Source organism: Bacillus xiamenensis (assembly GCF_001857925.1).
Classification (GTDB): domain Bacteria; phylum Bacillota; class Bacilli; order Bacillales; family Bacillaceae; genus Bacillus; species Bacillus xiamenensis.
Genome location: NZ_CP017786.1, coordinates 3,460,855 through 3,484,282 on the forward strand (window position 1 = coordinate 3,460,855; position 23,428 = coordinate 3,484,282).

Below are 23,428 nucleotides of genomic sequence, written 5' to 3' on the forward strand. Positions count from 1 at the left end.
TTTCATGACACTGACAGCTGAAGTTGTCACATCGGTCAAAGAAAAAGCGAAAAAAGCAAAGCACGTATCAAAAAAACTAGGGTTACTTCAAACAGAGGAAAAGAATGAGGCGTTGCTTAAAATAGCAGAAGCATTAGAACAGAAAAGCAGCTTCATTTTACAGGAAAATCAAAAGGATTTAGATGCAGGAAAAGAAAAGGGCTTCTCAGATGCCTTAATGGATCGTTTAATGTTAAATGAAAAAAGAATTCATGAGTTTGCTGAAAGTTTGCGGCTTGTGACGAGATTAACAGATCCTGTTGGAGAAATATTGGATGAATGGACTCTTGAAAATGGCTTACATGTGAAAAGCCGAAGAGTACCGCTCGGCGTGATCGGTATGATCTATGAAGCGAGACCGAATGTCACTGTCGATGCAGCAGGACTTGCTTTAAAAGCAGGCAACTCAGTGATTTTAAAAGGCGGTTCCTCCGCTATTTCTTCCAACAAAGCGATCGTAAGCGTCATTCATGAAGCCTTGGATGAAACAAATATTCCTCGTGATGCGGTACAGTTTATCGAACAAACAGACCGCTCATCGGTTCAAGCGATGTTCCACTTAAAGGAATGGATCGATGTCCTGATTCCGCGAGGCGGTGCGTCATTAATTCAAACAGTTGTGGAAGAATCCACCATTCCAGTCCTTGAAACAGGAACAGGGAACTGCCATGTCTTTATTGATCAAACAGCGAACTTGAAGAAAGCCATTGAGATTGTGATCAATGCGAAAACGAATCGCCCAGCTGTTTGTAATGCACTTGAGACCTTGATCGTTCATCGCGATTGGCTGAAAGAGAATGGAGCTAAATTGAATGAAGCACTGCTTCAGCATCATGTGACAGTACATGGCGATCAAGAAGCACAAGCCTTCTTTTCAAATGCGGTTCCTGCTGAAGAAGTGGACTTTACAGATGAGTATTTAAGTCTTGATCTTGCGGTGAAAGTCGTTGATTCTATTGAGGACGCAATTTGCCATATTGATCAGTACGGCACAAAACATTCAGAGGCCATCGTAACAGAGGATGAAAAAAACGCACTGACGTTTCTAAACGAAGTCGATGCGGCCGCTGTTTATCATAACGCATCCACTCGCTTTACAGATGGCGGCGCACTCGGATATGGGGCTGAAATTGGCATCTCTACTCAAAAGTTGCATGCAAGAGGACCAATGGGACTTCCTGCACTCACAACAACAAAGCTGCTTCTATCTGGTGATGGTCAAATTAGAAACTGAGAACGAATGCTAAAAACACTACCTTTCTTATGGGGTAGTGTTTTTTAGTGAATGCTGAGGAGATAGACAAGAAAGGGGAATGACATGGAGGCGAACTACTTATCCATCTGTTTAAGAGACCTCATAGAGAGCGATGTTGAAGCACTGACAACACTTGAATATGAACATCGTGCGTTCTTTCAGCCAATTACTCCACTTAGGCAGGAGAAATTTTACACCATCTCCGAACAATTAAACGAATTCAGACCTGTCAGCAAGGCCGCAACAAAGCCGAAACGTATGCAAAAGGAATTTTTCACCGTGAATCGAATCAGCTAATCGGAACGATGACACTGTCTGGTGTTGTCAGAAACGTCCTTCAAAGTGCCTGGCTTGGATATGGCCTTGATCAAAAACAAAATGGAAAAGGCTACACGACTACAGCCATTGCACTCATGCTGGATGAGGCATTTCAAGTACTGGATCTTCACAGAATTGAGGCCGGTGTTCAGCCTCATCATCTCGGCTCCATACGAGTTCTTGAAAAATCTGGCTTTCAAAAAGAAGGTCTGTCTAGACAAAATGTAAAGATCAATGGAGAGTGGAAAGATCATGATTTGTTTGCTATTTTGTCCACTGATGAACGGCCACAAGTCATTTAGAACAACTCGATAGGCAGAGGAATTGAAGGTATATTTAAAGAGTATTTGCTCCATTCTTTCATCTGTAAACAAGAAAGAGGTCAGGATTCTGACATAAAAAAAGAGGATCGACAGATGGGGAAATGCGTGTCAATCCTCTTTTTTGTTTTTAACCGACTTGATGCTCGGCAAATTGACTCATATACAGATCAGCATAAAAGCCATTTTCTTTCAAAAGCTCACTGTGCGTTCCTTTTTCAATAATGGTACCATCTTTCATGACTAAAATGAGATCGGCATCCTTAATCGTCGAAAGTCTGTGTGCAATGACAAAGCTCGTTCTGCCTTTCATTAATTCATTCATCGCCTTTTGAATATGCATCTCTGTCCGCGTATCGACACTGCTTGTCGCTTCATCTAATATCAAAATTTTTGGATCAGATAAAATTGCGCGGGCGATTGTTAACAGCTGACGCTGGCCTTGCGAAAGGTTGCCGGCATCTTCTGTTAATATGGTGTCGTATCCATCTGGAAGCGTCCGGATGAAATCATCGGCATAGGCATGTTTAGCGGCTTTTATGACATCGTCTTTAGAAACATGCTGCCTGCCATATGCAATATTGTCATATATCGTGCCTTCAAAAAGCCATGTATCTTGAAGAACCATCGCAAATAAGTCACGTACTTGCCGGCGGCTGAGATCGGTCGTTTTTACACCGCCAATGCGAATGGACCCTTGATCTAGTTCATAAAAGCGCATTAACAAATTAATGATCGTTGTTTTTCCAGCACCTGTTGGCCCTACAATGGCAACCGTTTGTCCCTCTTGTACGTGTAAATTCAAACCTTGAATCACCGGATGATCTTTTTCATATCCGAAGTGAACTTGTTCAAAGGTTACATCCCCTGAAAGTGCTTCAAGATCAATCGCTGCATCCTCTTCCGCATGTTCTTCTTCCTCATCCAAAATGTCAAAGACCCTTTCAGCAGAAGCGATGGCAGATTGAACTAAGTTTGCAACACTTGATGCTTGCACAAGCGGCTGCGACATTTGCTGCGTGTATTGGATAAATGCCTGCACATCCCCAACACGAATATTTCCGTTAATGACAAGAATCCCGCCGGCTACACTAACCGCCACATAGCCAAGGTTCCCGATAAAGGTCATCATTGGCATCATTAAACCAGAAATAAACTGCGCTTTTCTTGAAGATTCATACAGCTGTTCGTTTAATTGATCAAATGTATCAATGGCTTTCTTTTCATAGCCATACGCACGAACCGTCTGATGTCCTGTGAACATTTCATTAATATGTCCATTGATCATTCCCAGCTCTTTTTGCTGCGCCTTAAAATGCTTTTGCGAAAATGATGTGATGCCTCGAATCGCAAACAGACTAAGCGGCAGTGTCAAACATACTAGCAAGGTGAGTAACGGGCTGATGAAAAGCATCATAAGGACAATCCCGATGACCGTAATCACAGATGTGATCACCTGGGTGAGTGCCTGCTGTAGAGATGTATTAATATTATCAATATCGTTCATTACACGGCTCAACGTGTCCCCGTGTGTTGTTTTATCAAAATAACGAAGGGGCAGACGTGTGAGCTTATCATTTGCTTCTTGCCTTAATTCAGCAATCGTCTGCTGTGAGACACCAGCCATCACATATTGCTGAACGAATGAAAAGAGAGAGGCAACGACATATAATAAGACAAGCAGCAATAAAATGCGTGAAATGACATCGTATTGAACGCCTGTTCCTTGTGTAAAGCTTTCAAAGAGGGAAGAGGTGGCATCCCCGAGTAATTTTGGACTAATGACATTAAAGACGGTTGAACCGATCGCTGCAATCAATACAATGATCAGTTGAAATTTCCTCGGTTTTAAATAGCCAATCAAACGAAGAAGTGTTTTTTTAAATTCCTTCGGTTTTACGACCGGTCCCTTTGGATGACCGCCTTTATGTCCCATTCCAGAAGACATTTTTTTACTCATCTTTGCTCCACCTCCTGACCTTCCTGTGATGCGACAATCTCTTGATATACAAGGTTATCCTTAAGTAATTGTTCATGTGTTCCAATGCCTGCAATCTTTCCTTCATCTAACACAATGATTTTATCGCTATGTTTCACTGTGCTGATTCTTTGAGCGACAATAATCAAGGCTGCGTGCTCCTTTTCAGCTTCTAGTGATGCCCGAAGTTTTGCATCGGTTTTGTAATCAAGGGCAGAGAAGCTATCGTCAAACAGATAGAATGAGGGTTTTCTTACAAGTGCTCTTGCAATAGACAGCCGCTGCTTTTGACCGCCAGATAGGTTTGAACCGCCTTGGTCAATCTCTGCATGAATGCCGCCGTCTTTTTGCAGCACAAATTCTTCGGCCTGTGCCGTTCGCAGCGCCTGCCAAATGTCTTCATCAGTCGCATCGTGACGGCCAAAGCGCACATTATCGGCAATGGTTCCGCTGAATAAAACGGCTTTTTGAGAGACATAGCCCATCTGACTTCTTAGTTTCTCCTGAGGCAGTTCCCTAATATCTACACCATCTAGTGTAATCCGTCCTTCTGTCGCTTCATAAAAACGCGTCATCAGCTGAAGAAGGGTTGTTTTCCCAGAACCCGTACTGCCAATAATCGCTGTCGTTTCGCCAGTTTTGGCTTCAAACGTAATGTCTTGAACGGCTGGTTTTTCAGCATTCGAGTAATAAAATGAAACATTCTCAAACCGAATAGCTTGCGCAGGTTGTTGAACGTCAGTCACTGACGATTTTTTGTCTGTAATCTTCGGTTCCATGTTTAACACTTCATTCATTCGTTTAGCGGATGCCTGAGCTCTTGGGACCATAATAAAGCTCATCGACAGCATAATGAGTGCCATTAAAATCATCATCGCATATTGAATGAAAGCGATAAGATTTCCGACTTCCATTTGTCCCGCATCAATACGGTTTGCGCCAATCCAGACAATGCCGATATTCGTGAAGTTCATGATGATCAGCATAAACGGAAACAAGTATGCCATTAAACGATTGACCCTAAGGCCAGTATCTTTATATGATGTATTGGCTTCTTGAAAACGCTCCTTTTCATCATCAACGCGGTTAAACGCACGAATCACCCGGATGCCTGAAAGAGACTCTCTCATAATTAAATTCAGCCTGTCTGTTTTTTTCTGAAGCTGTCCGAATAGCGGGATGGCTTTTCTTGAAACCAAATAGATAAACCCGCCAAGAAGGGGAAGGGCTGCTAAAAAGATAAGAGATAACACAGCATCTCGAGACACAGCCAAAATAATTCCGCCAACGAGCATAAGAGGTGCTCTTGTCATCATTTGTAGGATCATGATCGTTACATCTTGAACTTGTTTCACATCATTTGTTGATCTTGTAATAAAGGAAGACGTCCCAATCTTTTGAAATTCTTCTAGTGAAAATTGTTCGACATGCACAAACAGCTGTCTTCTCATATCACGTCCGAAGCCAAGTGCAGTCTTTGATGACAGGTAGGACTTCCAAATCGTAAGCAGGATGGCAAGAAAAGAACAAGCCACCATCCAGCCGCCAACCTTCCATATATAAGCGATATCTCCTTGGACGATCCCAACATCTACGATATCTGCTGTCAAAGTCGGTAAATACAGCTGGAGCATACTGCTTAAAAAGGTCAGGATGACAATGGATACAACGGATAGCCGATAGGGCTTTAAAAATGATAAAATTGATTTCATAAAATTACCTTTCTTCCATATAATCTGTTGCTTTGTAACTCATCATATACAAAGAGTGATTATTTCTACAAATGAAATGTCTTGTTTTAATGAATTATTTATATTGTTCAATTTTAGAGAAGAAATCCTTCACAAACATATAAAAATCGTGTGCGGAAGGAGACATCTCTCTTGATTTAGAGGCAATAATTCCAACGGTTCTTCTCACTTGCGGGAAATCAATTGGAATTTTCACTGTAAATCGCGGTGTTGTTTCATAAAAGGCACTTTCGGGTAATAAGGTAACGCCCATATCAGCTGACACGAGACCTTTAATCGCATCCAAATCTTCTCCTTCAGATGAAATGGTTGGTTCATAGCCTGCCTGCTTACAAGCATCAACCGCAATTTGTCTCAGCACATACCCCTCAGGAAATAAAACAAAATGGTCTTTTCTCAAATCACTTAAATGAATACTTCTTTGCCCGCTGAAGGGGTGGCTAACAGGTAAAAGGGCATAAATGCTTTCTGAAAACAAAATATTTCCTTCTATTTGAGGATCATTTGTCGGTACAGGTCCTAAAAAGGCAAGATCGATATCTCGATTTTTGACTGCTTCAATGAGAAACTTATAGGAACCTTGCCTAAGTAAAAAATCGACCTCTGGATATTCCTGCTTAAAGGCCGAAATGACAGAAGGGAGAACTTGGCTTGCTAGACTTGTAGGAAATCCAATGTTTACCGTCCCTTTGTGCGGGTCTAAGTATTCATCAATTTGCTCCTTGGCGTAATCAATTGCCTTTAGTGCTGTCCTAACATGGTCCAAAAATTGTCTGCCGATTTTCGTTAATTTGATATTTCGTCCTTCTCGTTCGAATAAAGCCACTCCAAGTTCTTCTTCTAAATTGGCAATCTGCCGGCTGATGGCAGATTGGGCAACGTGTAAGTTTTCAGCCGCTTCTGACACGTGTTCACGGTCAGCAACTTCTACAAAATATCGTAATTGACGAAGCTCCATTTTTACACTTCACACCCATCTATCTCAAAAAGAGATTGTTTTGATCTAAATTATATATTGTTTATATTAATTTGAAAACTTAAAATAAGTTACAGAGTTTGTGAGATTTTATTACTGTGAAAAAACGGATCTTTTAAACGGGGGAGAGAAACGATGACTTTTAATCAACTACCACAACCACAAGGTCTCTACCGTCCTGAATTTGAACATGATGCATGTGGAATCGGACTGTACGCCCATTTAAAAGGGGAGGCGACACATAGCATCGTCAAAAAGGGATTGCAAATGCTGTGCCAGCTCGATCATCGCGGCGGGCAAGGCAGTGATCCGTATACAGGTGATGGTGCCGGCTTAATGGTACAACTGCCAGACGCTTTCTTTAGAAAGAATTGCCAAGATTTTGCACTTCCTGAAAAGGGCCGTTACGGGGTAGGAATGGTTTTCTTTTCAAAAGATGATGATGACAAAACGCGTCAAGCGATTGAACAGAAGATCAACGGTTTCATTAAACAAGAAGGTCAAACATTGATTGGCTGGAGAACCGTTCCTGTTGATGCTGGGAAAATTGGGACTGTCGCAGCAAAGAGCTGTCCGGTTGTCCGTCAAGTGTTTATCGGTGCAAACGACAACGTAACAGATCGTTTGGCATTTGAACGAAAATTATATGTCATTCGTAAGCAGGCTGAAAATTGGGGAACAGCAGAGAAAAAACAATTTTACTTTGTCAGCCTATCAAGTCAAACCATTGTATATAAGGGACTTTTAACATCAGATCAAGTCGATGCTTTTTACCTTGACCTGCAAGATGAAACATTTGTTTCTGCATTTTCACTTGTTCATTCAAGATTTAGTACAAATACATTCCCTACATGGGAAAGAGCTCATCCAAACCGTTACTTAATTCATAACGGAGAAATCAACACATTAAGAGGAAACATCAATTGGATGAGAGCAAGAGAACAACAATTCGTGTCTGAAGCCTTCGGAGAAGATCTAGACAAGATTTTGCCAGTGCTGAATGCAGACGGAAGTGATTCATCTATTTTAGACAATGCGTTTGAATTTTTCGTACTTGCAGGCCGTACACCTGCTCATACAGCGATGATGCTCATTCCTGAGCCTTGGACTGAGAATACGCACATGTCAAAAGAGAAACGGGCATTTTATGAATACCATAGTTCTTTAATGGAGCCGTGGGATGGACCAACAGCGATTTCCTTTACAGACGGGAAACAAATCGGAGCTATCTTAGATCGTAACGGATTAAGACCAGCAAGATACTATGTCACAAATGACGACCACATCATTTTCTCATCTGAAGTAGGTGTGATTGAAACAAAAGAAGAAGATGTCAAATATAAAGATCGTCTTGAGCCAGGTAAAATGCTCTTGATTGACCTTGAAGAAGGCAGAATTATTTCAGATGAAGAAGTGAAGTCGACCATTGCGAATGAATTTCCTTATCAAAAATGGCTGGATGAAGAAATGGTTCATGTCAATCGCTCTGAAGAAAATTCAGAAAATTCTAGTATAATGAGTGATTTACTGACGCGCCAGCGTGCTTTCCATTATACGTATGAAGACATTCAAAAGTATTTAATCCCTTTACTAGAGGAGGGCAAAGACCCAATCGGTTCCATGGGAAGTGACACACCGCTTGCTGTGCTATCAGATCGGGCGCAATCACTCTTCAATTATTTTAAACAGCTATTTGCACAGGTCACGAATCCACCGATTGATGCGATTCGTGAGCAGCTCGTCACATCAACCATGACTTGGTTAGGTGCTGAAGGAGATATTTTACATCCAAATGAATATTCATGCCGAAGAATTAAACTTTATACACCGGTCTTAACGAGCGGACAATTTAACGGTTTGAAAACGATTGTTCATAATGCCTTTAAAAGCAAAACAATTCATACACTTTTCACCGATGATCTAAAACGTGGTCTCGATGCGATGTTTGAAGAAGCGGAAAAAGCCATTCGCGAAGGCGTATCTTTATTAATTCTTTCAGATCGTGAAATGACAGAACAGAAAGTGCCGATTCCACCACTTCTTGCACTAAGTGCACTTCATCAGCATCTTGTGCGCCAAGGCTTGCGAACAAAGGTGAGTCTGATCGTCGAATCTGGTGAAGTGAGAGAAGTCCATCATTTTGCAGCACTTATTGGCTACGGTGCAGATGCAATCCACCCTTACCTGGTCTATGAAACATACAAACAGCTTATTTCAGAAGAAGCGATCTCTATTAGCTTTGATGAAGCTGTCACGAAGTTTGGCAAAAGCGTGACCGAGGGTGTTGTCAAAGTCATGTCAAAAGTGGGTATTTCCACTGTGCAAAGTTATAGAGGAGCACAAATTTTTGAAGCAGTCGGCATTAGTGAAGACGTCATTCAGGCGTATTTCACAGGCACAGCTTCGCAGCTTGGCGGAATTGATCTTGAGACCATTGCTAGTGAGGCAAAGCTTCGTCATGAGGCCGGGTATCAGTCATCTACTGACCAAACACTCGAATCAGGCAGTGAATTCCAATGGAGAAAAAACGGAGAGCATCATGCCTTTAATCCTAAAACAATCCATACGCTTCAGTGGGCATGCCGCAACGAAGATTACGATCTATTTAAACAATATACGAAGGCAGCGGACGAAGAAAGAATTGGCTTCCTCAGAAATCTGTTTGCTTTTCGTTCAAAACAAAAACCCGTTCGCCTTGAAGAGGTTGAATCTGCTGAATCGATTGTGCGCCGCTTTAAGACAGGTGCGATGTCATTTGGTTCTTTAAGTAAAGAAGCGCATGAAGCACTAGCAATTGCGATGAACCGAATTGGCGGCAAAAGCAATAGCGGAGAAGGCGGGGAAGACCCTGCACGTTTTACAGTAGATGAGCAAGGTCATGATCGCAGAAGTGCGATTAAACAAATTGCTTCTGGCCGCTTTGGTGTGAAGAGTCATTACTTGGTCAATGCAGATGAACTGCAAATTAAAATGGCGCAAGGTGCAAAGCCTGGTGAAGGCGGTCAGCTGCCAGGAAATAAAGTGTATCCTTGGGTCGCAGATGTGCGTGGTTCTACGCCGGGTGTTGGCCTGATTTCACCACCTCCGCATCATGATATTTATTCAATCGAGGATTTGGCTCAGCTGATCCATGATTTGAAAAACGCGAACCGTGACGCACGCATCAGTGTCAAGCTTGTCTCTAAAGCTGGCGTTGGAACTATTGCAGCAGGTGTAGCAAAAGGGACTGCGGATGTCATTGTCATTAGCGGATATGATGGCGGTACTGGGGCTTCGCCAAAAACAAGCATTAAACATACAGGACTTCCGTGGGAGCTTGGTTTGGCTGAGGCACATCAAACCCTAGTCTTAAACGGTCTTCGCGAAAGAGTCGTTCTTGAAACTGATGGAAAATTAATGACAGGGCGCGACGTTGTCATGGCTGCGATTTTAGGTGCAGAAGAATACGGCTTTGCAACAGCTCCACTTGTTGTATTAGGATGCGTCATGATGAGAGCTTGTCATTTAGATACTTGCCCAGTCGGTGTTGCGACACAAAATCCAGAGCTTCGCAAAAAATTCATGGGTAACCCTGATCACATTGTGAACTTCATGATGTTTATTGCAGAGGAAGTAAGAGAAATCTTAGCTGAACTTGGCTTTACATCAATGGATGAATTGATTGGACGTACAGACGTTTTGGCGGTTAGTGAAAGAGCAAAGGCACACTGGAAAGCAGGGCAGCTGAACCTTGAAACACTGCTTTATCAGCCAGAAGGACCGCGCACATTTAGAACGCCGCAAAATCATAAGATTGATGAATCACTGGATGTAAATGAGATTCTCCCTTATGTACAGGAAGCGCTGGATCATCAAACACCGGTTGATCTATCACTAAACATTCGCAACATTCACCGTGTAGCTGGAACCATTACTGGTAGTGAAGTGTCTAAGCGCTACGGCGAAGAAGGACTGCCAGAGGATACGATCACACTTCGTTTCACTGGTTCAGCTGGACAAAGCTTCGGCGCATTTGTGCCAAAGGGCATGTCCTTATATTTAACAGGTGACTCAAATGACTATATCGGCAAAGGACTCTCCGGAGGCAAAATTGTTGTCAAAACATCTGATCACTTTGTGCAAAATGGACATGAGAACGTCATTGTCGGAAACGTTGCATTTTATGGGGCGACAAGCGGAAAAGCATATATTAACGGGCGTGCAGGTGAACGATTTGCCGTTCGTAATTCAGGTGTCCATGTGGTCGTCGAAGGAATCGGTGATCATGGCTGTGAGTACATGACTGGCGGACGTGTTGTTATTTTAGGGGATGCCGGGAAAAACTTTGGTGCAGGCATGTCTGGCGGTGTGGCTTACGTGCATACATCTGATGCGAAACAGTTCAAAAGAATGTGTAATATGGAAATGATCATGTTTGAAAAACTCACAGATCATGAAGAAGAGCAAGAAGTGAAGCAAATGATTCAGGAGCACCTTGATTATACAAACAGCTCAAAGGCATCAGCCCTTCTAGAGAACTGGGAGCAAGAAAAGAATCAATTCATTAAGATCATTCCGAGAAATTACAAAATGATGCTTCAAAGCATTGAAGAACAAAAACAAGCGGGACTTAGTCATGAGGAAGCTGTCATGTTCGCATTTGAAGCAAACACAAAACCGAAAAATAAAGAAACGGCAAACGGGCAAAAAGCAGCCCTCGCTCATTAAGAAAGGGGAGAGGACAATGGGCAAAGCAACAGGTTTTATGGATTATAAAAGAGAAAAGCCAAATGAACGTGACCCTCTCACTCGTCAAAATGACTGGAAAGAATATTCAGCTCCTTATACAGATGAGGTATTAAAAAGGCAGGGCGCTAGATGTATGGACTGCGGAACACCGTTTTGTCAAATTGGGATGGAGATCAGGGGCGGCGTTTCTGGCTGCCCGATCTACAATTTGATTCCAGAGTGGAATGACCTTGTCTATCGCGGGAGATGGAAAGAAGCGCTCGAAAGACTGCAAAAAACGAACAATTTTCCTGAATTTACCGGGAGAGTGTGTCCAGCGCCTTGCGAGGGTTCATGTACAGTCGCCATCAATGATCCAGCGGTTTCAATTAAAAATATTGAACGGACGATCATTGATAAAGGCTTTGAGAATGGATGGATCACTCCGAGAATTCCTTCAAACCGTACAGGGAAAAAGATTGCCATTGTCGGTTCAGGACCAGCAGGACTTGCAAGTGCAGATCAATTAAACCAAGCAGGACACGCAGTAACCGTGTTTGAACGATCTGACCGTCTTGGCGGACTGCTTACTTATGGTATTCCGAATATGAAGCTCGACAAAGAAGTCGTTGAGCGCAGAGTCAAACTTCTAAGACAAGAAGGCATTGACTTTGTGACGAACACAGAAGTGGGTGTGGATATCACGGCTGATGAGCTGAAAGAGCAGTTTGATGCAGTCATCCTTTGTACAGGTGCACAAAAGCAGCGGGACCTGTTGATTGAAGGTCGGGAAGCAAAAGGGATTCATCTGGCGATGGATTATTTAACACTCGCAACAAAAAGCATGCTTGATTCAGGATTTAAAGATAAAAACTTTATTGATGCCAAAGGAAAAGACGTCATTGTGATTGGCGGAGGAGATACAGGTGCTGACTGCGTGGCAACTGCGCTTCGCCAAAAAGCAAAAAGTGTTGTTCAATTCGGGAAGCATCCTAAGCTTCCAGATACACGTGTAGGGGATAACATGTGGCCAGAGCAGCCTTATGTCTTCTCACTCGATTATGCTTATGAAGAAGCACAAGCAAAATTCGGAGAAGACCCGCGGCAATATTCTATTCAAACCACAAAAATTGTGGCTGATAAAAATGGGAAATTAAAAGAGCTTCATACCATTCAAATGGAAAAGGTGAAAAACGAGCAAGGGAAGTTTGAATTTCATGAGATTCCAGGAACAGAGAAGGTATGGCCAGCTCAGTTAGTCTTTATCGCGATTGGTTTTGAGGGAACTGAACAGCCGCTAGTTAAACACTTTGGCGTGGACAGCAAAAACAATCGTATTGACGCAAAGTACGGGGAATATACAACAAATGTAGAAGGCGTATTTGCAGCGGGAGATGCAAGACGCGGCCAAAGCTTGATTGTCTGGGCCATTAACGAAGGCAGACAAGTGGCTCACGAGGTAGACCGTTATTTAATGGGGAGTTCGGTTCTGCCAAAATAGGTCAAACAAAGGGTGTTTATCACATATAGAGAAAAGCCATGACCAAAGAGTGGTCATGGCTTTTTATGATTCAGAAACGGTGTGGTTGATCACGACTTTTTTGCGCTTAAGCTGTGATAAGACTAAACAGAGGAAGACGACAAGGACAAAAAGTGAAATGGTCAAGAATCCAAACGTATACGAACCAGTCATTTCTTTTATACTGCCAAGAACATTTGGTAAAAAGAATCCGCCAATGCCGCCTGCAGCACCAACAATCCCAGTCACAATCCCAATTTCCTTATGGAACACTTGCGGCACTAGTTGAAAAACAGCCCCATTCCCCATGCCAAGACACATCATCCCGACAAATAAAAGGGCAATAACCACAGGTAAAGCAGGAAGACTGCTCACTGCCCCTAGGCAGATGCCGATGACAGCGAATAAGCCAAGCAGAACCTTCATTCCACCTATTTTATCGGCAATTAGACCGCCAACTGGCCGAAAGAAGCTGCCTGCTGCTACACAAAGCGTCACAAAATCACCAGCATGGATTTTCGAAATGGCATATTGATCCACGAAGAAAATACTCAAAAAACTTGAAAGTCCGACAAAACCTCCGAATGTAATCGCATAAAGAAGGCAGAAAAACCACGTCGATTTCACTTGAAAGACTGAAAAATATGACCGCAGCGGCTGAGGAGCGGGCTGGTTTGGCGCATCTTTCGCAGTGAAAATAAAAAACAAAAAGACAACAATTAAGGGAATAAGGGCGAACCCCATCACTGCATGCCACCCGTAAATCTCCGCAAGTCTTGGTCCAAATAGCGTAGAGATCAGTGTTCCGCTGTTTCCAGCACCTGCAATCCCCATGGCCACCCCTTGTAAATGTGGCGGGTACCAGCGGCTTGCCATAGGCAAGGCGACAGCAAAACTTGCACCTGCAACTCCTAGTAAAATACCAATCAACACCAGCTCCGAAAGGGTTGTACCAGCGGTGAACCCCCAAATGAGCGGTATGGTGGTCAACAGCATGCCCATCACCGCGGTTTTTTTAGGTCCTATTCGATCTGTTAATAACCCCAGCATTATGCGAAAAAAAGAGCCGGATAAAATCGGAATGGCCACAATCATCCCTTTTTCTACTGTTGATAAGGCAAAATCTTGTGCAATAAAAGCACCAAGTGCCCCTAACAAAACCCAAATCATGAAGCTCACATCAAAATATAAAAATGCACCAAACAATGTTTTAGGATGACCACTAGACTTTAATTCTGAAAGTTTCACAAAAACCCTCCTCTATTTTGAATTTTCTGACTTAAAGATAGCGAGTTCATTGTTGTAATGAAAGTATCATGTCAGAAAAGTTCACATGAACAAACACTTTTTGACAGGAACGTGCCATAATCTAGGTACATAAAGCTTTGGAGCAAGAGACGTAGAAAGGTTGATCTCACATGGCAAAGCGCAATCTCGTGTTTATCGGAAACGGCATGGCGAGTATGAAATGTATCGAGCATATCGTCCAGAAGCAATCAGAAAGCTATTCCATCACAATCATTGGAAAAGAAAAGCACCCAGCCTACAACCGAATAAAACTTTCGTCGGTTTTACAAAAAAGCGAATCATTGTCTCAAATTGAACTACAGAAAAAAGAGTGGTACACCACACATGACATCACCATACAAGCAGGTGAAACAGTTGTTCACATCGATACAAAGCGGCAATGCATCATGACAGAAGCGCGCCAGAATATCCCTTATGACAAACTGGTCATCGCAACAGGTTCATCGCCTTATTTTCTTCCTATACAAGGTGTATCCAAAAAAGGTGTCTACGCTTTTCGTACGATTGACGATTATCAGGCGATTCACGCTGATTCCTTGCGCTATCAACGTGCAGCAGTCATTGGGGGCGGTGTTCTTGGCGTGGAAGTGGCCGCTGGATTACAGATAAGGGGGCTGAAGACAACCATCATTCATCACACCGAAGGGCTCATGCAGCGCCAATTAGATGAAACAGCATCAGAATTGCTGCAGCAACAATTAACTCGTAAGGGCATCCAGGTGAAAACAAGTGCCCATACGATTGCGTGTTTAGGAGAGGAGAGAGTAGAAGGGGTTCTTTTAAAAAACGGTGAGATCGTAGATGCTGATCTCGTGGTTTTCACAACAGGAATACGGCCGAATATACAGCTTGCCAAACACCACGGAATCCTCACGAGAAAAGGCATTGTCGTAAATGACGTCATGCAAACAAACGTCGAGAATATTTATGCCATTGGAGAATGTGCCGAGCATAAGGGCGTGGTGCACGGTCTTGTGCAGCCCATTTATGAACAAGCAAGCATTCTTGCCAAACACCTATTAGGCGAACAGATAACGACTGCATCTCAGCCCATTTACTCAACAAAATTAAAAGCAGATGACATGCCCATCTATTCTGCAGGATGTATTGAAACCCGGTCTCCGTATGCTTCAGTGGTCACTTATTTAGATGAAGAACAAGAAGTGTACAAAAAATTAGTGTTTGAACGTGATGTGCTAAAAGGTGTCTTATTGGTCGGACAGCTGGAAAAAGCCGATCAGCTTCTCCAAGATGTGAAAGTGGGACGCGATAAAAGTGTAGTCATGAAATCACTGAATGAAGAGCCGTCATCCCCTCTAGATACGTTAAAAGAGGAAGATCTTGTCTGCCAATGTCAAAACGTGACGAAGGGAGCCATTTTAAAAAGCATATTGATCCATCAGCTGACAAACTTAGAAGAGGTCAAAAAGGAGACAGGGGCCGCAACCGGCTGCGGAGGCTGTCAAGAGCTTGTCCGTGCTTGCTGTCAAAACGCATCAAATGAGCAAACGGAAGCGCAGGACTCTTTTTGTCCATGTACAAATGCAGATGAACAGAGCATTTTCTCATTTATGAAAGAACGGCTGCCGCTGAATGAAGAGGAAGTGAGAAGTCAGTTTGATTGGACAACCGATGATGGATGTGACTTCTGCCGAGAGGCCATACCATACTATTTCGAGCAGTTTCATGATCAGCCAAAAAAAGATAGTTTCAACTTATCCGAGCAAGAGTTCACAATGATTCCTCAATTATATGGAGGCCGTCTTGATCTCAATTTTTTACAGATGATCACCACATTATTAGAACAAAAGCTGATTCAGCAGGCTGAACTAACGGAGAAAAAGCGCATTCGTCTTATCGGTGTTTCAGAAAAAGCCGCACATATCTTAAAAGATCAGGGACAAATCATGCCTATAGAAAGAAGCAGACTATCTCATATTCTTTCATGTGATTGTCGTCACGATCCAGCTGTCACGACGCTTGTCATCGAGATCGAAAGACAAATAGAAAACACGCTTTTACCTGCCGTCACATCCATTCATGTCACCGGTCCTTCCTGCACGTGTCAACTTAGCCCAATTGATGACATCTGCATCAAGAACCAGCTGGATGCATGGAACATTTATATCGGAGGCGACATGCGTCAGCCGAAAGCAGGTCAGCTTTTTTATTCTGTGAGCCGAAAAAGTGAGCTCATCCCTTTTTTAAAAGCGCTGCTTGAAGACTATAGAAAACGAGCCTATTTCAAGGAATCTATCGGGGACTGGCTCCGAAGAAACGGCAGCATATCCATACGGGAAAAATTGCTTGATGAGGAAATGAGAGAAGAACTCTGTGAGCAATTTGATGAAAGCAGACAAAAGGGTGTGAAGGTATGAATCAATCTTTTTTACAATATGCGCAGCAAAAATCAGAGCAGCAAGAGCGAAAGCGAGTGTTTCCATCTCAATGTCCGTTTTGCAGTATGCAGTGCAAAATGCAATTAGTCGAGCAGCATGTAGAGGGGCGAACATGTTACCAGACGATTGGCATTCACAACCCAACCACGTTCGGAAGAATTTGTATGAAAGGACAGCATGCCCACCAGCATGCCCTGCACCGGGAACGATTGAATCATCCGCTTATCAAAAGAAACGGACAATTTGTCAAAGCAACTTGGCAGGAGGCACTTGAAGAAATCAAAACACGCACCGAAGCGCTTCAGGCGGCACATGGCCATGATGCCATCAGTGTGTATGGGAGCGCATCAATTACAAATGAGGAAGCTTACTTACTTGGAAAATTTGCAAGGGTCGCACTGAAAACGAAACATATTGATTACAACGGCAGGCTTTGTATGTCTTCAGCAGCAACAGCCGCTAACCAAACATTTGGGCTTGACCGAGGCCTGACCTTCCCACTTCGTGACATCAAAGATGCCCGGGTTTTAATACTCGCCGGAACCAATATAGCTGAATGTCAGCCGACCCTCATGCCATACATGGAAGAGGCGAAAAAGAACGGGGCGTTTCTCATCGTGATTGATCCGCGCAAAACAGCGACAGCCCAACTAGCCGACTTACATGTCAGCCTGAAACCAGGGTCAGATGCCGCATTAACAAACGGAATCTTACACATCATGCTTCAAGAACATTTAATAGACGAAGAATTTATTAGAAAACGAACATCAGGTTTTCAAGAAATGAAGCAGCATATCACACAAATGTCTCTAACAGACATTGTCCAGCAAACCGGTGTGCCAGTTGAAGTTCTTCAGAAAATAGCAAGAAAATTTGCCCAAGAAAAAACAGGAATCATCCTCACTGCAAGAGGCATTGAACAGCAAATAGACGGAACAGCAGCCGTTCGTAATTTACTGAATATTCTGCTTGCGACTGGAAAAATTGGCAAACCCGGGTGCGGATATGGGGCAATTACTGGGCAGGGAAATGGACAGGGGGCGAGGGAGCATGGACAAAAAGCCGATCAGCTTCCTGGTTACCGTGATATCACAAACCCACTACATAGAAAGGAAATCGCAAAAATATGGAACATTGATGAAAAAGAATTGCCGGGAAAAGGTGTCTCTGCTTTTGAAATGTTTGAAAAAATGCAGGAAGGTGAGATCAAAGCGCTTTTTTTAATGTGCTCAAACCCCGTTCAATCAGGCCCGCACGCAAGTTTTATCAAAAAAGCCATCGAACAGCTGTCCTTTTTTGTGGCAATTGATTTATTTGTTTCTGAAACGGCTGCACTCGCAGATGTCATTTTACCAACTTCGTCATATTTAGAGGACGAAGGAACCATGACGAACATAGAAGGGCGCGTTACGCTGAGAGAAGCAACATATCCACTCAAGCATCAAAGAAAGCATGATTGGCAAATCATTTGTGACATAGCAGCAGTATTAGGCAAAGGCGATTATTTTTCTTTTTCATCAGCAGAAGATATTTTTGAAGAATTAAGAGCTGCGACGAAAGGAGGAAAAGCTGATTATTCCGGGATAACCTATGAAAGGCTGAGGAAGGAGCAAGGCATTTTGTGGCCATGTTCGCATTTAGAAGATCCAGGAACAGAAAGACTATTTGAACATGAATTCTCACATCCTGACAAACTAGCAAAGTTTGCAGTCGTCGCACACGGAAAAAAGGTGGCAAAGGAACCAGTCAGTCAAGAGTACCCTCTTTATTTGACGACTGGCAGGGTGATGGCTCATTACCAAACAGGGGTCCAAACAAGAAAAAGTACCTCTCTTGTTGCCAGACAGTTTGAAGCCTATGCAGAGCTTCATCCTGACACAGCAAAAGCTTATGGACTTCAGCACGGGGAGCTTGTCACCATTCGTTCGACACGAGGCAGTGTCATCATCAGATGTCATCTATCAGACACCATTCGGAAAGATACCGTGTTTGTTCCGTTTCACTGGAGCAAACATCAATCCATTAACCAGTTGATTGGCGAGCATTTAGATCCGCACAGTAAAATGCCGGGATTTAAGTATTGTCCCGTACAGCTGTCAGCCTACAAGAATTGAAAACTATGTGAGAAATCATAACGTGTATTTTCCATCTTTATTGAAATTATGGTACTTTCTAAAAAATGATCACATGAGGGGTGTTTTTCATGAAAGAAAAACTCGTATTAGTAGGGAATGGTATGGCTGGCATCCGAACGCTTGAAAACATTATAAAGACAGACAACGAACGATTTGACATGACTGTATTTGGAACTGAGCCGCATCCTAACTATAATCGGATTCTTTTATCAAAGGTTCTGCAAGGGGATACGAATGCAGATGATATTACGTTAAACGATTGGAATTGGTACGAGGAACATCATATTCAACTGTTTACAAATGAAACCATTGTGACAATCGATACAGACAATCAAACAGTGATAAGTGATCAAGGGCGGATCGTGCAATATGACCGTTTGATTTTAGCGACAGGTTCACTTCCATTCATCCTGCCAATTCCGGGGAGTGATAAAAAAGGGGTCACAGCCTTTCGTACATTGCAAGACACTGAGGAAATGATAAGTGCCTCCACCAAGTATAAAAAAGCAGCCGTCATTGGGGGCGGGCTTCTTGGGCTTGAAGCGGCACGTGGTTTATTAAACTTAGGGATGGAAGTGACTGTCATTCACCTCGGCTCTCATTTGATGGACCGTCAGCTAGATCCAATTGCAGGGCAGCTTCTTCAAAAGGAATTAGAAAAACAGGGCATGAGCTTCCTGCTAGGAAAACAGACAAATGAGATTTTAGGAGATAGAAGAGTTGAGGGGTTAATCTTCTCAGATGGCTCCACGCTCGAGACAGATATGGTGGTCATGGCAGCCGGAATTAAACCAAATAAAACGCTCGCAGAAACAAGTGGTCTTGCTGTGAACCGGGGCATTATCGTTAATGATTATATGGAAACAAGTGTCCCTCGAATCTATGCAGTCGGTGAATGTGCAGAGCACAGGGGACAAACGTACGGACTTGTCGCTCCTTTATACGACCAAGCAAACGTGCTCACAAAGCATGTATGTGAAATGAGCCCGGCCCCGTATGAAGGGTCTGTTCTATCGACACAGCTGAAAGTATCAGGAGTTGACGTGTTTTCAGCTGGTGATTTTATAGAAAACGATGAGAAAAAAGCGATTAAGATTTTTGACGAACAACAAGGCATTTATCAAAAACTAGTTTTCCAGCAAAATCGATTAGTAGGCGCTGTGTTGTTCGGAGAAACAAGTGATGGACCTCGATTATTCTCCTACATTAGAGAAGGGGTAGATATGTCGGATATGGAGAAGGTATCCATCTTAACATCAAATAATCTGGCGCAAGAAAGCACGATTGAGGGCATGGCAAACGACCATATCGTTTGCGGCTGTAATGGTGTATCAAAAGAGCAGATTGTACAGGCCATTCAGGAAGAAGGCTTATCTACGATTCAGGAAGTCAAGCAATGTACAAGTGCCTCTCGATCATGCGGGGGCTGTCAAGCTGTTGTCGAAGAGATTTTATGGCACACCTTAGGCGATGATGCGAACCGCACAGCGCATAAAGAAACCATTTGCGCCTGCACCACCTTATCACGAGATGAAGTGCTTCATGAAATAAAAGAAAAAGGCTTGCAGCATGTCAAAGAAGTGATGAATGTACTTGATTGGGAAACAGAAGAAGGCTGTTCAAAGTGCCGGCCTGCACTGAATTACTATTTAGGTATGATTCATCCACTTGACTACAAAGATGAAAAAAGTTCACGATTTGTGAATGAACGTATGCATGCCAACATACAAAATGATGGCACTTATTCAGTTGTTCCGCGTATGTACGGAGGCGTCACAAATGCAAATGACCTGAGAAAAATAGCAGATGTCGTCGACAAATATGAGATCCCCCTTGTGAAAATGACTGGCGGTCAGCGTATCGACCTTTTAGGTGTAAAAAAAGAAGATTTACCAAAAGTATGGGCTGATCTGAATATGCCGTCCGGTTATGCTTACGGAAAATCATTAAGAACCGTCAAAACATGTGTCGGAGAACAATTTTGCCGGTTCGGAACGCAGGACTCTATTTCTCTTGGAATTGCACTTGAAAAGAAATTCGAAGGTCTTGCTACACCACACAAAGTCAAAATGGCCGTGTCCGCATGCCCTAGAAACTGTGCAGAATCTGGGATTAAAGATCTCGGCATCGTAGGGATTGATGGGGGATTTGAATTGTATGCAGGCGGGAATGGGGGCACCCATTTACGAGCTGGAGACTTATTAATGAAGGTAAAAACAGCAGAAGAAGTAGAACAAATGGCCGCAGCTTACCTTCAATATTACAGGGAAACAGCAAATTATTTAGAAAGAACATCCGCTTGGGTTGAACGGCTTGGATTGGATCATATTCAGTCGGTTCTGCTAGATGACGAAAAACGTGCAGCATTAATCGAAAGAATGGACATCGCTCTTTCAACCTATAAAGAGCCTTGGCAGGAGCTTCGGGAGAACCAACAAGAAACAAGACAACTGTTTCATAAAGCTACAGCTTCCGTATAATCAATGAATTGAAAGGAGGAGATCAGATGTCAATTCCAGTGGTAAAAGTTCACATTGGTACTATATCAGAGTTCCCGATGAAGCTAGGGAAAACCGTCGCAGCCGGTACACTTGAATTAGCTGTTTTTCAAACCTCTAACAAGCAGTTCAAAGCCATTGAAAATCGTTGTCCTCATAAAGGCGGCGTATTAGCCGAGGGAATGGTGAGCGGAGATCATGTGTTCTGTCCGATGCATGATTGGAAAATCGATCTTTCATCAGGTCACGTTCAAGCACCAGATCATGGGTGCGTCAAAACTTATGAAACATTCGTTGAGGGAGACGACGTCTTTATTTTACTGCCTTCATAAATGGTTTAGAACCTTCCTTTCATGTACATGCTGTAGATACATGCAGTCAGAAAGGAAGGTATGCTTGTGCCATTTTTTAATATTTTGATTGAACTCTTCATCGGATTTTTTGCTTTATTTTTCATTACAAAACTATTAGGGAAAACCCAATTTGCTCAAATCACGCCGTTTGATTTTATTTCTGCACTCATTTTAGGGGAAATGGTCGGTAATGCTATCTTCGATCCAGAAGTTAGCATTCTGCATATTCTTTTTGCTGTTGCGGTATGGGGGGTTTTAATATACACAGTTGAATGGCTCTCGCAAAAGTTTAAATCGGTTCGTTCCTTTTTAGAAGGAAGACCGACCCTTGTTATCGATAAAGGAAAGATTCACTACAAACGCTTAAAGAAAAACATGCTGGATTTAAATCAACTGCAAACGCTTATCAGGGCGAAGGGGCATTTTGCTCTTCACGAAATTGAATATGCGATTTTAGAAACAGACGGTTCTGTCAGTGTGCTTCCGAAAATGAAATACGCACCAGCGACAGCCGAAGATGTGAACGTGAAAGGTAAAGAAGTCAAACTGCCTAGAACCTTTATTATCGACGGGGAAATCTTAAGAAAAGACTTACAGGAAGCTGGATTTGATGAGTCATGGCTGCGTGAGCAACTGAAATCGAAGCACATTTCCTCTTATCAAGATGTCCTTTTCTGTGAATGGATTGAAAATGAAGGAATTTATGCGATGAAATATGAGAAATCTGAAAAAACATCCACAACATAACGCGGTGGGTGTTTTTTTAGTTAGAACATGAATAAGATCAAAAAGAATGTTTCAATGAAAACGTTCACAAAATAAGGAGGAGATGTGGGATGAAGTATGGAAAACTACTGCTTGTGATCGTATTGTCTTTATTCCTTTTGGCCCCAGCTTCACTTGAAGCAGCTGAACACAAGAATCAAACAAACCGTGTTCTGGTGGTCGATCAAAAGGGAAATGGGTCATTTCGAACGGTTCAATCCGCCATTGATGCGATACCAGTGAACAATCAGCAGCAAACAACGATATATATTAAAAATGGTGTGTATAAAGAAAAGATTCTCCTTCCGCAAAATAAACCGCACGTGTCCTTTATCGGAGAAAATCAGTACAATACCATTCTGACGTATGATGATACAAATGCAAGCACTGGGAGCACAACCAATAGCTCAAGTACAATGATTCGTTCAAACGACTTTTATGCAGAGAACATCACCTTTCAAAATACAGCTGGCAGAAATGCAGGGCAGGCAGTTGCCCTTTATGTGTCAGGAGACCGCGCTGCGTTTAAACAAGTACGTGTCCTTGGCTATCAAGACACGCTTTATGCAACAGGTACAGGCAGGCAATATTACGAAAACTGCTATATCGAGGGCACGGTTGATTTCATTTTTGGTTCAGCAACCGCTGTATTTAAAAGAGCTGAAATAAAAAGCCTTGGAAATGGATATATTACTGCAGCATCCACAACAGAAGCGCAAAGGTACGGATACGTTTTCATCAATTCGACGTTAAAAAAGGGAACAGCTGCTGCTCAATCTGTTTATTTAGGCCGTCCGTGGAGACCTCATTCTGCTGTCACGTTTCTCCATACAATAATGGATGATCATATAAAAGCAGAGGGATGGCATAATTGGAATAACCGTGACAATGAAAAAACGGCAAGATATCAAGAGTATGGATCGACGGGGGCAGGGAGCAATTTGACTCAGCGGGTAAAATGGTCAACGATTTTAAGCAATAACGAAGCAAGTCAAATCACCGTTCAAGCCGTACTTGGCGGAGCCGATAGCTGGAATCCAGAAAAAAGGTAAAGGAGCTTGTCAGTTTTCGTCAAAGAAAGCTGACTTTTCTGTTTAAAAAACCTTT

At 42.8% G+C, this 23,428-nt stretch carries 15 protein-coding genes; 11 read left to right on the forward strand and 4 right to left on the reverse strand.

Features of this window, described 5'->3' with window-relative positions; genetic code table 11:
• Positions 1–4: 4 nt before the first annotated feature.
• The 3 genes from BK049_RS17775 to BK049_RS19905 all read left to right on the forward strand — a co-directional run bounded on the left by BK049_RS17775 (position 5) and on the right by BK049_RS19905 (position 1,914).
• Positions 5–1,273, forward strand: a complete 1,269-nt coding sequence (locus BK049_RS17775) for a glutamate-5-semialdehyde dehydrogenase (protein ID WP_071169081.1) — start codon at positions 5–7, stop codon at positions 1,271–1,273.
• Positions 1,274–1,357: 84 nt separating this feature from the next.
• Positions 1,358–1,591 carry a hypothetical protein gene (locus tag BK049_RS19900; RefSeq protein ID WP_244887358.1) on the forward strand — a complete coding sequence of 78 codons (234 nt, stop codon included), beginning with the start codon at positions 1,358–1,360 and terminating at the stop codon, positions 1,589–1,591.
• Positions 1,564–1,914 carry a GNAT family N-acetyltransferase gene (locus BK049_RS19905; RefSeq protein ID WP_244887404.1) on the forward strand — a complete coding sequence of 117 codons (351 nt, stop codon included), beginning with the start codon at positions 1,564–1,566 and terminating at the stop codon, positions 1,912–1,914. The genes BK049_RS19900 and BK049_RS19905 overlap by 28 nt, the downstream gene beginning before the upstream one ends.
• Positions 1,915–2,062: 148 nt before the next feature.
• On the opposite strand, the gene BK049_RS17785 is transcribed toward BK049_RS19905, so the two are convergent.
• The 3 genes from BK049_RS17785 to gltC form a co-directional block, all read right to left on the reverse strand.
• Positions 2,063–3,892 carry an ABC transporter ATP-binding protein gene (locus BK049_RS17785; protein ID WP_008357304.1) on the reverse strand — a complete coding sequence of 610 codons (1,830 nt, stop codon included), beginning with the start codon at positions 3,890–3,892 and terminating at the stop codon, positions 2,063–2,065.
• A complete protein-coding gene (locus BK049_RS17790) occupies positions 3,889–5,622 on the reverse strand; it encodes an ABC transporter ATP-binding protein (protein ID WP_071169082.1) in 1,734 nt (577 codons plus the stop codon). The genes BK049_RS17785 and BK049_RS17790 overlap by 4 nt, the downstream gene beginning before the upstream one ends.
• A 94-nt stretch (positions 5,623–5,716) precedes the next feature.
• Entirely contained in the window at positions 5,717–6,619 is a 903-nt protein-coding gene (gene gltC / locus BK049_RS17795) for a glutamate biosynthesis transcriptional regulator GltC (protein WP_008357300.1), read from the reverse strand.
• A 153-nt stretch (positions 6,620–6,772) separates the two neighbouring features.
• On the opposite strand from gltC, the gene gltB reads away from it, so the two are divergent.
• Positions 6,773–11,344 carry a glutamate synthase large subunit gene (gltB, locus tag BK049_RS17800; RefSeq protein WP_071169083.1) on the forward strand — a complete coding sequence of 1,524 codons (4,572 nt, stop codon included), beginning with the start codon at positions 6,773–6,775 and terminating at the stop codon, positions 11,342–11,344.
• Between the two features lie 16 nt (positions 11,345–11,360).
• Positions 11,361–12,845, forward strand: a complete 1,485-nt coding sequence (gene gltD, locus BK049_RS17805) for a glutamate synthase small subunit (protein WP_008357296.1) — start codon at positions 11,361–11,363, stop codon at positions 12,843–12,845.
• A gap of 63 nt (positions 12,846–12,908) precedes the next feature.
• Here gltD and BK049_RS17810 read toward each other — a convergent pair whose 3' ends face one another.
• Complete coding sequence (locus BK049_RS17810; protein ID WP_071169084.1) at positions 12,909–14,111, reverse strand: MFS transporter; 1,203 nt, start codon at positions 14,109–14,111, stop codon at positions 12,909–12,911.
• A 170-nt stretch (positions 14,112–14,281) separates the two neighbouring features.
• Here BK049_RS17810 and nirB (BK049_RS17815) point away from each other — a divergent pair, with 170 nt between their 5' ends.
• From nirB (BK049_RS17815) to BK049_RS17840, 6 genes are all read left to right on the forward strand, one after another.
• Positions 14,282–16,549: a nitrite reductase large subunit NirB gene (gene nirB, locus BK049_RS17815; protein WP_071169085.1), complete on the forward strand. Its 2,268-nt coding sequence runs from the start codon at positions 14,282–14,284 to the stop codon at positions 16,547–16,549.
• A complete protein-coding gene (gene nasC / locus BK049_RS17820) occupies positions 16,546–18,684 on the forward strand; it encodes an assimilatory nitrate reductase catalytic subunit NasC (protein WP_071169086.1) in 2,139 nt (712 codons plus the stop codon). The genes nirB (BK049_RS17815) and nasC overlap by 4 nt, the downstream gene beginning before the upstream one ends.
• An 89-nt stretch (positions 18,685–18,773) precedes the next feature.
• A complete protein-coding gene (gene nirB, locus BK049_RS17825) occupies positions 18,774–21,185 on the forward strand; it encodes a nitrite reductase large subunit NirB (RefSeq protein WP_071169087.1) in 2,412 nt (803 codons plus the stop codon).
• A gap of 26 nt (positions 21,186–21,211) precedes the next feature.
• Positions 21,212–21,535: a nitrite reductase small subunit NirD gene (gene nirD, locus BK049_RS17830; protein ID WP_008357286.1), complete on the forward strand. Its 324-nt coding sequence runs from the start codon at positions 21,212–21,214 to the stop codon at positions 21,533–21,535.
• 60 nt (positions 21,536–21,595) lie between these two features.
• Positions 21,596–22,303, forward strand: coding sequence for a DUF421 domain-containing protein (locus tag BK049_RS17835; protein ID WP_174549243.1), 708 nt, complete (start codon positions 21,596–21,598; stop codon positions 22,301–22,303).
• Positions 22,304–22,392: 89 nt separating this feature from the next.
• Positions 22,393–23,373: a pectinesterase family protein gene (locus BK049_RS17840; RefSeq protein ID WP_071169089.1), complete on the forward strand. Its 981-nt coding sequence runs from the start codon at positions 22,393–22,395 to the stop codon at positions 23,371–23,373.
• Positions 23,374–23,428: the final 55 nt, after the last annotated feature.